General features: G+C 64.0%; 8 protein-coding genes and 3 pseudogenes. 3 read left to right on the top strand and 8 right to left on the bottom strand.

Annotation, left to right across the window (positions count from 1 at the left end; genetic code table 11):
- The 7 genes from G6N73_RS33140 to G6N73_RS33110 all read right to left on the bottom strand — a co-directional run.
- A partial coding sequence (locus G6N73_RS33140) for a thiamine pyrophosphate-binding protein (RefSeq protein ID WP_246252769.1) occupies positions 1-213 on the bottom strand: 213 nt, incomplete at its 3' end.
- A gap of 35 nt (positions 214-248) precedes the next feature.
- Complete coding sequence (locus G6N73_RS33135) at positions 249-950, bottom strand: GntR family transcriptional regulator (RefSeq protein ID WP_165034144.1); 702 nt, start codon at positions 948-950, stop codon at positions 249-251.
- Between the two features lie 134 nt (positions 951-1084).
- Entirely contained in the window at positions 1085-1969 is an 885-nt protein-coding gene (sucD, locus tag G6N73_RS33130) for a succinate--CoA ligase subunit alpha (RefSeq protein WP_165034143.1), read from the bottom strand.
- 5 nt (positions 1970-1974) lie between these two features.
- On the bottom strand, positions 1975-3141 hold the full coding sequence (gene sucC, locus G6N73_RS33125) for an ADP-forming succinate--CoA ligase subunit beta (protein WP_165034142.1): 1167 nt from the start codon (positions 3139-3141) through the stop codon (positions 1975-1977).
- Positions 3142-3480: 339 nt separating this feature from the next.
- Positions 3481-5007 (bottom strand): tripartite tricarboxylate transporter permease, encoded by a 1527-nt coding sequence (locus G6N73_RS33120; RefSeq protein WP_165034141.1) that lies wholly within the window; start codon positions 5005-5007, stop codon positions 3481-3483.
- Positions 5008-5048: 41 nt separating this feature from the next.
- The gene (locus tag G6N73_RS33115; protein ID WP_165034140.1) at positions 5049-5549 is read right to left on the bottom strand and encodes a tripartite tricarboxylate transporter TctB family protein; all 501 of its coding nucleotides are present in this window, start codon (positions 5547-5549) and stop codon (positions 5049-5051) included.
- A gap of 39 nt (positions 5550-5588) precedes the next feature.
- Positions 5589-6665: a Bug family tripartite tricarboxylate transporter substrate binding protein gene (locus G6N73_RS33110; RefSeq protein ID WP_165034139.1), complete on the bottom strand. Its 1077-nt coding sequence runs from the start codon at positions 6663-6665 to the stop codon at positions 5589-5591.
- An 878-nt stretch (positions 6666-7543) separates the two neighbouring features.
- Here G6N73_RS33110 and G6N73_RS33105 point away from each other — a divergent pair.
- The 3 genes and pseudogenes from G6N73_RS33105 to G6N73_RS33095 all read left to right on the top strand — a co-directional run.
- Positions 7544-7807: a hypothetical protein gene (locus G6N73_RS33105; RefSeq protein ID WP_165034138.1), complete on the top strand. Its 264-nt coding sequence runs from the start codon at positions 7544-7546 to the stop codon at positions 7805-7807.
- Positions 7808-8377: 570 nt separating this feature from the next.
- Positions 8378-8756 (top strand): annotated as a pseudogene (locus tag G6N73_RS33100) (IS6 family transposase); the annotation flags it as partial.
- A gap of 79 nt (positions 8757-8835) precedes the next feature.
- Positions 8836-9025, top strand: a pseudogene (locus G6N73_RS33095) (helix-turn-helix domain-containing protein); the annotation flags it as partial.
- Between the two features lie 110 nt (positions 9026-9135).
- On the opposite strand, the pseudogene G6N73_RS33090 reads toward G6N73_RS33095, so the two are convergent.
- Positions 9136-9319: pseudogene (locus tag G6N73_RS33090) on the bottom strand (formate dehydrogenase); the annotation flags it as partial.

Here is a 9319-nt window from a genome sequence, read left to right as displayed (position 1 = left end):
AGCATGCTGCTCGTGCCGGAATGAGATGACGCGGATACCTTCAGCCTGCGCCATGCGGCCTAGGTCCGTGATCGGGATGCCGGGCACGCCGTAGATCGTGTTGACGCCGTTACGCTTGAGCGCGTCAATGACGAGGTGAAAGCCGTCGGTCAGCTCCTGCGGTGCGTCGACTTCAGCAGCCTTTGCTTGGATGCTCTGCGCCATCGCTGACATTCCATTCCCTCCGCGAAGACCTCTGACCGTCGAAGTCAGCCCAAAAAATCGCCGTGCTTCTCCACATGGGCGTGGAGCCCGAATGTGTGCTCGCGCACGAGCCGTTCGGCCCGGTCGGCGTCGCGGGCGGCGAGCGCCTCGATGATTTTCATGTGGTCCACGATCGACCGCTCGGCCCGATTGTCCTGGCCGATCGTCACCTTGCGGATCGCCCGCATATGGATGAACAGATTCTCCGTTATGTCGGCGATCAGCTTGCAGCCGCCGAGACGGATGATCGTCTGATGGAAGGCGATGTTCGCCTCGGAATATTCGCTGAGGTGGTCGGCGGGCTTCTCATGCTCGAACTCCGCGAACATGCTCCGCAGAGCCTGCAGGTCCGCGTCGCTGGCGTTTTTCGTGGCGAGCCGCGCCGACATGCTTTCGAGCGCCGCCCAGACCGCGATCATCTCGAGGATCTGCGCCTTCGTCTTGCGGACCACGAAGATGCCGCGCCGCGGGCTTGAGCGGACGAAGCCCTCCTGCTCCAGGAGCGTGATCGCCTCGCGCACCGGCGTGCGGCTGATGGCGAGGAGCTGCGACAGGCGCCGCTCGTCGAGGCGGATTTCGCCGGGATGGGAATAGATATCCATCTCGGTGATCGCCTTCTTCAGCGTCCCGTATGCGAGGTGCCGGAAGGTCTGGCTGGTGTCGAGGGGCTCGATTCGGAGTTTGGGCGGCGCGTCCGGCCTCTGCATCACTAATCTCGCTGGAATATGTCGGAGTTCGCCGCGGCATCGCCGCACCGTTTGCGGGCGGGTTTCTTCGAACCGGTATAATGTACACCAGATACTTGGCGACCACAAGGCCGGCATCGTGTTCGGGCGGTTGCTCACGCGGCTTTCTCCGGCAACGCCCGGTGCATCGTCGCCGCGACCAGGTCGGCATTCTCCGCGATGCGCGCGCCGGCCGCCCGCAGAGCTTCGATCTTGGCGGCAGCGTCGCCCCGGCCGAGGAAGGTGAAGGCGCCGGCGTGACCCATCCGCCGCTCGGGCGGGGCATGGCGCCCGGCCACCAGCGCCACGACGGGCTTTGGCGGCTTCTCCCGGCCGAGGTACTCCGCCGCCGCCTCTTCCTCGTTGCCGCCGATCTCGCCGATCAGGATCACCCCCTCCGTCTCGTCATCGTCCATGAAAAGCCGCAGGCAGTCGACGAAACCGATGCCGTGAACCGGATCGGCGCCGATGCCGACGGTCGTGGACTGGCCGAGGCCGGCCGCGCTGGTCTGCGCAACGATCTCGCTGGTCAGCGAGGCGGAGCGCGAAACGACGCCGATGGAGCCCGGCCGCACATCCGCCGTCGACATGACGCCGACCTTGCACTTGCCGGGCGAGAGCACGCCCTGCGAATTGGGTCCGACAAGCTTCGTCGCGGAGCCTTCGAGCGCCCGGCGCACGTTCACCATGTCGAGCGTGGGGACCCGTTCGGTGACGCAGATCACCAGCGGCACCTCCGCCTCCACCGCCTCGATGATCGCGGCGCCGGCCGCTAGCGCCGGCACGAAGACGAGGCTTGCATTGGCGCCCGTTTCGCGCATCGCCTCCCCCACATGATCGAAGACGGGAAGCGAGAAATGGCGGCTTCCACCCTTGCCCGGCCGGATGCCGGCGACCACCCTGGTGCCGTATTCCATCGCCTGATCGGTGTAGAAAGTGCCGGCCCGGCCGGTCATCCCCTGCACGATCAGTCTCGTATCCCGGTCGACAAGGATCGCCATCGGCCTCAATCCTTCGCGAGCTCCACGGCACGCCGCGCCGCTCCGCTCATGCTCAGCGCGACCTCGTGCGCGATGCGGCGGTCGACTATCAGCCTCCTGGCATATTCGGCGTTCTGCCCGGCGGCGCGGAACACGATGGGAATCTTGCGCCCCGACCAGCGCATGGCGATGTGGATCGCTTCCACGATCGTGTCGCAGCGTGTCATGCCGCCACCATGCACGTTCACCAGGATGACCTTCACGGCAGGATCGGCGAGCAGCAGCCCGATCCCCTTGGCGATCTGCAGGCTCACCGCCGTGGTGCGGATATCCATGAAATTGGCCGGCGCGCCGCCCAGGTCGCGTAGGATGTCGTGCGTCGCCAGCGCCAGGCCGGCGCCGTTGACGACGACACCGATGTTCCCGTCCATGCGGACGAAGTTGAGGTCATGGCGCTGCGCCTCGAGCTCCAGCGCGTCGACTTCGTCCTCATCGCGCAGGCTCTGTATATCCGGCTGGCGGAAGAGCGCGTTGTCGTCGACGACCATCTTGACGTCGAGGGCCACAAGGCGGCCTTCCTCGGTGAGGCAGAGGGGATTGACCTCGATCAGGCTTGCATCGAGCTCCACGAAAGCGCGCGCCAGCACGGCCAGAAGGCCGGCTGCCTCCTCGACAAGGCTGCCGGTGAGCCCGAGCGCTTCGGCGAATTGCCGCAAGTCCGCATCGCCTGGCTGTTGCGTGCCGGGAAGGGCGAGCCGCACCAGGCTTTTCGGGTCGCGCCGCAACAGCTTTTCCACTTCTGCGCCACCCTGGCCGGCTCCGAGCAGCACGACGCATCCCTCGTTGCGATCGACAAGCAGACCAACATAGATCTCGCGCGCGCAAGCGACCGCCTGTTCCACGTAGACGCGGCGCACATTGTGGCCGGCTGACGGCGTCTGCGCCGTGATCAGCCGAGAGCCCAGCATTTCGGCGGCGATCTCGCGCGCCTGGTCGACCGAATCGGCGAGCTTCACGCCACCGACCTCGCCGCGCCCGCCGGCAAGGATCTGCGCCTTCACCGCAAAGCGCGACCCGCCGAGATCGGCGGCGACCCGCGTCACTTCGTCCGGCGTCCAGGCGACCTGCCCGGCCGGCACCGGGATGCCGTGCCGGGCGAGAATCGCCTTGGCCTGGAACTCGTGGAGGTTCATGCCATGATGCTCTCTGACATTCGGTACGCCACGGATGTGCCGCTTTTACAAACTCTCCGCTGGCCCTGCGGCCGCAGCCCGAACCCGATCAGCGGCCGGAACAGGATGAGCATGCCGGGCCAGCGATGACAGCAGGCGCGGCTTGGCACCGATGGACCGTGAAGCCAGCAACCATACGAAATACAATATACCAGAGTTGCGCCGTTTCCAAAAGTCGTTTATCGGCCGGCCTCTGCTGCACTTGGGCCTCCGGCGCCTCGGGCGCCGGGGAGAGGTGGCGACGTCGGCTATCCCTGCGCCGCGCCGCTTTCTTACGGTCGGAGAGCCGAAAGCTGTGCGCTATTCGCCTGTGCTCGCCTGCTGCCGACGCCGATAGCGGCGGAGGAACATCCGGAACAGCGGCAGCATGAACAGGAGGAGTGCCACCACCATGATTGGCGCGGACAGCGGGCGCTGGAAGAAGATCGCCATGGAGCCGTCGCTCATGATCAAACTCTGGCGCAGCGCCTCCTCGGTCGAAAACCCGAGCACCAGGGCCACGATCAGCGGCGCCAGCGGATAATCCATACGGCGCAGGATGAAGCCGATGACGCCGAAGATGACTGCCAGCCAGACGTCGAGGAAGGCGTTCTGGATGGCATAGGCGCCGATGAGGGACAGCACGACGATGAGCGGCGCCATGATGGCGTAAGGGGTGCGCAGCATCATCGCCAGCAGGGGCGTCGCGGTCAGGCAGATAAGGAGCGCGGCGATGTTGGCGAGATAGAGGCTGGCGATAAACGACCAGACGAATTCGGGCTGCTCGGTGAACAGGCGCGGGCCTGGAATGAAGCCCCACATGAAGACGCCGGCCATCAGGATGGCGGCGGTCGGCGAGCCCGGGATGCCGAGCACCAGCATCGGCAGAATGGCGCCGGTGCCGGCGGCGTTGTTGGCCGCCTCCGGCGCGATGACGCCCTCGATGGCGCCCTTGCCGAACTTCTCGGGATGCTTCGAGATCTTCTGGGCGAAGCCGTAAGCCATGAAGGAAGCCGGCGTGGCGCCGGCGCCGGGCAGGATGCCGGTGATGAAGCCCAGCACCGCGGAACTGCTGGCCAGTCCGATGTTGCTGAACACGGCCCTGGCGCCCGCGGTGATGTCGTGCATGCCGAGCTTGGCGGCGCGCGTCACATCTTCGATCTGGACTTTGTAGCGCTCCGCGGCATTGGCAAGGACTTCGCCGATCCCGAAAAGCCCGATGGTAATGGGCACGAAATGGAAGCCGCGCATCAGCTCGATGGTGCCGAACGTCAGCCGTGGCTGGCCTGTCACCACGTCGAGCCCGACGGTCGACAACAGGAAGCCGGCGGCGATCATGATCAGCGCCTTGCCGGGCGAGCCGCCCATGCCGATGAAGGTGCCGAAGGCGATCATCAGCACCGCGAACATTTCCGGCGGGCCGAAGCGCAAGGCCATCTCGGCGAACGGCACGGCGAAGAAGGTGAACAGCACCGAGGCGATGATGGCGCCGAAGAACGAGACCCAGAAGCCGGTCGACATGGCAAGCCCGGCCTTGCCCTGCTTGGCCAGCGGCCGGCCGTCGAACATCACGGCGACCGACCAGGGATTGCCCGGCACGCCGAATAAAATGGAGGTGATCAGGCCGCCATACATCGAGCCCCAATAAATGCCGGCCAGCATGACGAGCGCCGAGACCGGCTCGAAGAAGACCGTGACGGGAAGCAGGATAGCCACTCCGGTGGTCCCGCCCACGCCCGGGAGCACGCCGACCAGCAACCCCAATATAATGCCGAGCATCATGAAGCCGATGCGGGTCGGGGTGAGCAGCGTATCGAACCCCGTCATCAGAAGGTCGAAGGCTTCCATGATCCTACTTCATCTCTAGCGTGCTGTGATGGGGTAGCATGTCAGAAAGGCAGGATGTTCGACCTGTAGAAGGCGCTCATGGGCATCGAGATGTTGAACCCCTCGCGCAGCGTGATCCACAAGGCGACAGGCAAAATGATGCCTCCGGCCAAGGCCGAATACCAGCGGAACTTGCCATACCACGCCATGAAGAAGGCGAGATACACCCCGGCGCTGACGTACATGCCGAGCAAGGGAATAAGAAGGACCAGGGCAATGATGGGAAGTCCCACCTTGAGCAGGTCCTCCACCTCTTGGGGCACCTCGAAGAACGGCCGCATGTCGGGGGTGCGATAGGTGTTGACGTAAGCCACGCCGAGCGTGCCCAGGATCATCGCGATCGAAAGAACGAAAAGAAAAAAGCCGGCCTGGGGGCCGGATTCCCCCCAGGTCGGCCCGAGCCGTACCGACTCGTTCACGATCACGACGCCCAGGAAGAGTAGAACGATGATAAATCCGATCTCCACCGCTCTATGGGTCGTTCTCATCCAGATGGGCGTCATGATGTGTTCTCGTCAGAAGTCGCTTCGTGTATCGCGACGTTAGCCGCCGGTTCTTTCACGCAGGTCGTCGCGAAGCTCCCAGCCGAAGACGTCCCTCATCATGCGGACATGATTGTCTTCGAAGGTAACAAGGAACTCCTTGTAGCCGTCGGAACCCTTGTAGGTTCCGAGCATGCCGTTCGTCTTCATGAACTCCTGCCATTCCGCGGAGTCGAAGACCTTCTTGAACAGCTCGTCGTACCACGCCTTCGCGTCTTCGGGCATGTTGGGCGGGCCGATCAGGCCACGCACCTGATGCAGGCCGGTCTCCAGGTCGAGAAGCTTGGCGTATTCGTTGTCGTTCTCAGTGCCGATCTCAAGCTCCCAATGGGTCGGGGTATCCGGCGAAGCCGGGTGCCGATCCTTGGCGAAGACGACGAGGGGGATGAGCTTGTCGGGAAAGTGCGGCAGCGCCTCGGCCGGCTGGTTCACGTTGAAGTCCGAATGGCCGCCGGCCACGTTCGACGCGACCACGCCGCCGCCCGACTGAGGAACGTAGCGGAAGGGCTCGCAGCCGGCCGCTTCCTGGATCAGGCCGATCTGGATCTCGTCTTCCTGACGGGCGCCGGTGCCGGTCGCGGTGAGCCGGTTCTCCTTGCAGGCCGCGTGGAACTCCTCCCAGGTCTTGTACTTCTCGGGGTTCACCCACAGCAGGAAGGGGTCGGTTGTCATCATCGCCACGGGGGTCAGATCCTCGGAGGTATACATCACCGGGAGCTTCTGCTGCAGCGGTGTGGTGACGATGCTGTTCAGCGTCGGTGTCAGGTAATGTGGATCGCCGTCCTGGCCGTACAGATAGGTCAGCGCCACGGCGCCCGCGCCGCCCGGCATGTTCACCGGCGTGAGCGGCACCGGTGACAGCTCATACTTCTCAATGATGCCGAGCCACAGGCGGGTATAGATGTCCGAGCCGCCGCCCGGCGAGGTCTGGATGACGAACTCGATCGGCCGTTCCGGCTGCCATTGGGCGAGCGCATTGGATGGCGCCATGGCGGCGCCGAGGCTGAGGCCCGCCGCCAAGCAGAGGCTCGGACCTATGCCGATGCCGGCACGCGCTACATGTCTTTCTCGATTCATGATTTCCTCCCTTGAGCATTCTTCGGTACTTGCGACCATCGCCGGACACGCTCCCGGGCGAACACCCGGCGCGCGGGATCAGAACGGCGACACCTTGCTGGCCACAGCGGCAGGGAGGGGAATCAGTGAAAGCTGCTTCACTAGGGTTCCCTCCCAAGAATTTCGACCGTTCGGATCGATTCCGCATGCCCCTTACGGAGGGCGAGGGCTGCGGAGTTGTTGCGTGCGGTGCCCGGTGCAAGCCGGAGCGGGGCACAAGGCATACAGCATAATGTATATCAGTTTAGCGCGCAATCGTCTTGTTGCCCGCGATCACGGGAATTGACCGCAATGTGCTACCGCCTGAAGCACTGTTACGTGACAACGCAATACGGCTGTCGCCCGGTCAGCCGGATCGTCGAGCCTTTTCGGCTACACGACCTTAACGTAGAGATCGCTGATGCCATCGATACGGCCGTGCAGCTCATCGCCGCGCTCCACGGGACCGCAGCCGGCCAGTGGCGGAGCTGATCTGGGAGCGAACGGCTCGCCCCGGTATTCGATGGCGGCTTGGCAGCTTAAATTCAGTCGTTGAAGCGTCATTCCCGAGGAGTGCCAGAGGCCTCGACTAAGGTTATTGCGGGCTCGCGAGAGCGGCGAGGCGTGAAGCGAATTCAGAAGCTGCTGATCCACGAGGCTCTCGATCACAGTTGCGGAACATGGGGAAGTGTGGTCTTCTGGTGGGATCGCCACCCGGAATTGATACGCGCCGATGGACGCTCTCTTTGGACTGCGTAACTTGTCCGTCGCGGGCCGAGCCGCCAATTCTTTGCGGCTATCGTCGGCGGTGCTCTACGCGCCAGCCGGCGAGACCGGGCTTCGGGCTCTGTAGGCGACCGATGGACCGGCCATCTCGGCAGGCGTCGGACGAGCGGCTCTGGCAGATGCTGGATACCCCGGGCGCGTGGCTGGTGCGCACGGACGCAGGCCTGCTGCGGCCGCGGCGCTGCCTGCGAGAGGCGCTCTGGCAGGCCTGGGCGGCGAGCGCCGAGGGCGGGAGCGTCGCTTCAATCCTGAAGCTTCCCGACAGCGACACGGTCATCGAAGCGCCCCAGATCCGGCGCTTGACCCTTCGCTTAGCCCGGATTTCTCAAACGATGTGAATGCATCGGGGTACGGGTTCTGAAAAAGGTGTGTTGCGCCAACGACTTTCGCTGGTCCAAAGGAGAGCCCAGATGCAGACAGAGTGTTACCCCGAACTTGTTTGTTCGACGCCGACGGCTACTCGCCATCACCAGCCGTCTCAAGGAGCTGATCAATCGCGGCAGCGAGAAGATTCGGCACGCGAGAACGATGATGTGCTGCTCGACCGTCTGGCGGTAGCCCATGCAGTCATCTTCTCCCTTCCCATGAGAAGCTCCGCAAAAGATGCCGATTGTCCCGCCCATTAAAGGGGTCTTGCCGTTGGGGGCGCGAAGGAGCAGGTTCCTGACGGCGGATACATGCCACTGGCCACCGCAGGGTGATCCGATTCCGCGGTCGCCCGAATGGCCGCGATAATGGGGAGCATGCTGGCGGCGAACCGATCCGCCTCTACGACCTGCGCCTGTCGGCCAAACGCCGCAGCACTTCGCGGATTGCCCAGCTTTGAGTTCGGACGCGGATGAAGCGCCTTTAGGCCATGTCGATCTGATTCTGGCTCCGCCCGATGCGGCTGAGTACGGTCGCCTGATTATGCTCGTCGCTTGCGCCGCAAGCCGCCAGGCCACCATGACATTTGTCATCGCGATGAAGTCGTCATCACTATCGCCGGCAAGAAGCACTCGTTGTGGCGTGCCGTCGATCAGGATGGCTATGTGCGCGACAATGTCGTCCAGACCCGGCGCAGCACCAAGGCTGCCAAACGATTGTTGGCCCGGCTCTTGAGAAAGCAAGGCGTCGCGCCCAAGCGCATTATCGCCGAAAAGCTGCGCTCCTACGGAGCGGCCAGCCGTCAGGTCATGCCGCAGGTCGAACAACCGGTCGTACGAGGGCCTCGACAACCGAGCGGAGAATTCGCATGTGCCGCTGCGAAAGCGGGAACGAACAATGCAGGGCTTCCGATTGGCCGGCCGTGAAGCGCTTCCAGCATTTTCGGCCCCTTTGCGCTCCAAGATAGCCACGGCGGCAAGCAATACAGGCGGAGTGCAATTTGCCCGGCGTGATCGAGCTTGTCCTGTCGCGGCCGATCGGTTTCTGCGGCGATGATCGCGAAGGAAGTTAAGGTGACCTCACGCGGTGCCCTCAACCTCATTTCGGAGCTCGGTGTGCGCCAAATGACGGGCAGGGGGCGTTATCGGGGCTGGTTGCGCCGCCTAAAGACAAACGCTCGGGGAATCTGAAAGCCACGACGATGACTGATCGTCAGAACTTGAAATCTTCATTCCGCTTTCTTGGCTTCTTGCCGTTCCGGCTCGGCTTGTTCCGTTTCTTTTGCCTCACGTCTTGGCGCCTTGAAGCGTGCCGCTTCTTCCGAACCGCGCGTGGCGTCTCCCGCGCTGTAGGAATGCGCGCCGGCGCCGGCGAGCTTGCCGCCGTCGACGATCAGATATTCCTCGCGGATTGGCCTGCCTTCGAACCAGCACTCCAGAATCTCGCGGGTGCCTGCGGCGTAGCGCGCCTGGGCGGAGAGCGAC

The organism is Allomesorhizobium camelthorni (assembly GCF_011045125.1).
Taxonomy (GTDB): domain Bacteria; phylum Pseudomonadota; class Alphaproteobacteria; order Rhizobiales; family Rhizobiaceae; genus Allomesorhizobium; species Allomesorhizobium camelthorni.
Note: the sequence above shows the minus strand (reverse complement) of the source record. Positions and strands in the feature narration are given on the sequence as shown.

What these genes read in the sequence shown, in the direction of transcription:
- G6N73_RS33135 (WP_165034144.1), bottom strand. Translation starts at nt 950, where the DNA reads ATGCAGAGGCCGGACGCGCCGCCCAAACTCCGAATCGAGCCCCTCGAC.
- sucD (WP_165034143.1), bottom strand. Translation starts at nt 1,969, where the DNA reads ATGGCGATCCTTGTCGACCGGGATACGAGACTGATCGTGCAGGGGATG.
- sucC (WP_165034142.1), bottom strand. Translation starts at nt 3,141, where the DNA reads ATGAACCTCCACGAGTTCCAGGCCAAGGCGATTCTCGCCCGGCACGGC.
- G6N73_RS33120 (WP_165034141.1), bottom strand. Translation starts at nt 5,007, where the DNA reads ATGGAAGCCTTCGACCTTCTGATGACGGGGTTCGATACGCTGCTCACC.
- G6N73_RS33115 (WP_165034140.1), bottom strand. Translation starts at nt 5,549, where the DNA reads ATGACGCCCATCTGGATGAGAACGACCCATAGAGCGGTGGAGATCGGA.
- G6N73_RS33110 (WP_165034139.1), bottom strand. Translation starts at nt 6,665, where the DNA reads ATGAATCGAGAAAGACATGTAGCGCGTGCCGGCATCGGCATAGGTCCG.
- G6N73_RS33105 (WP_165034138.1), top strand. Translation starts at nt 7,544, where the DNA reads ATGGACCGGCCATCTCGGCAGGCGTCGGACGAGCGGCTCTGGCAGATG.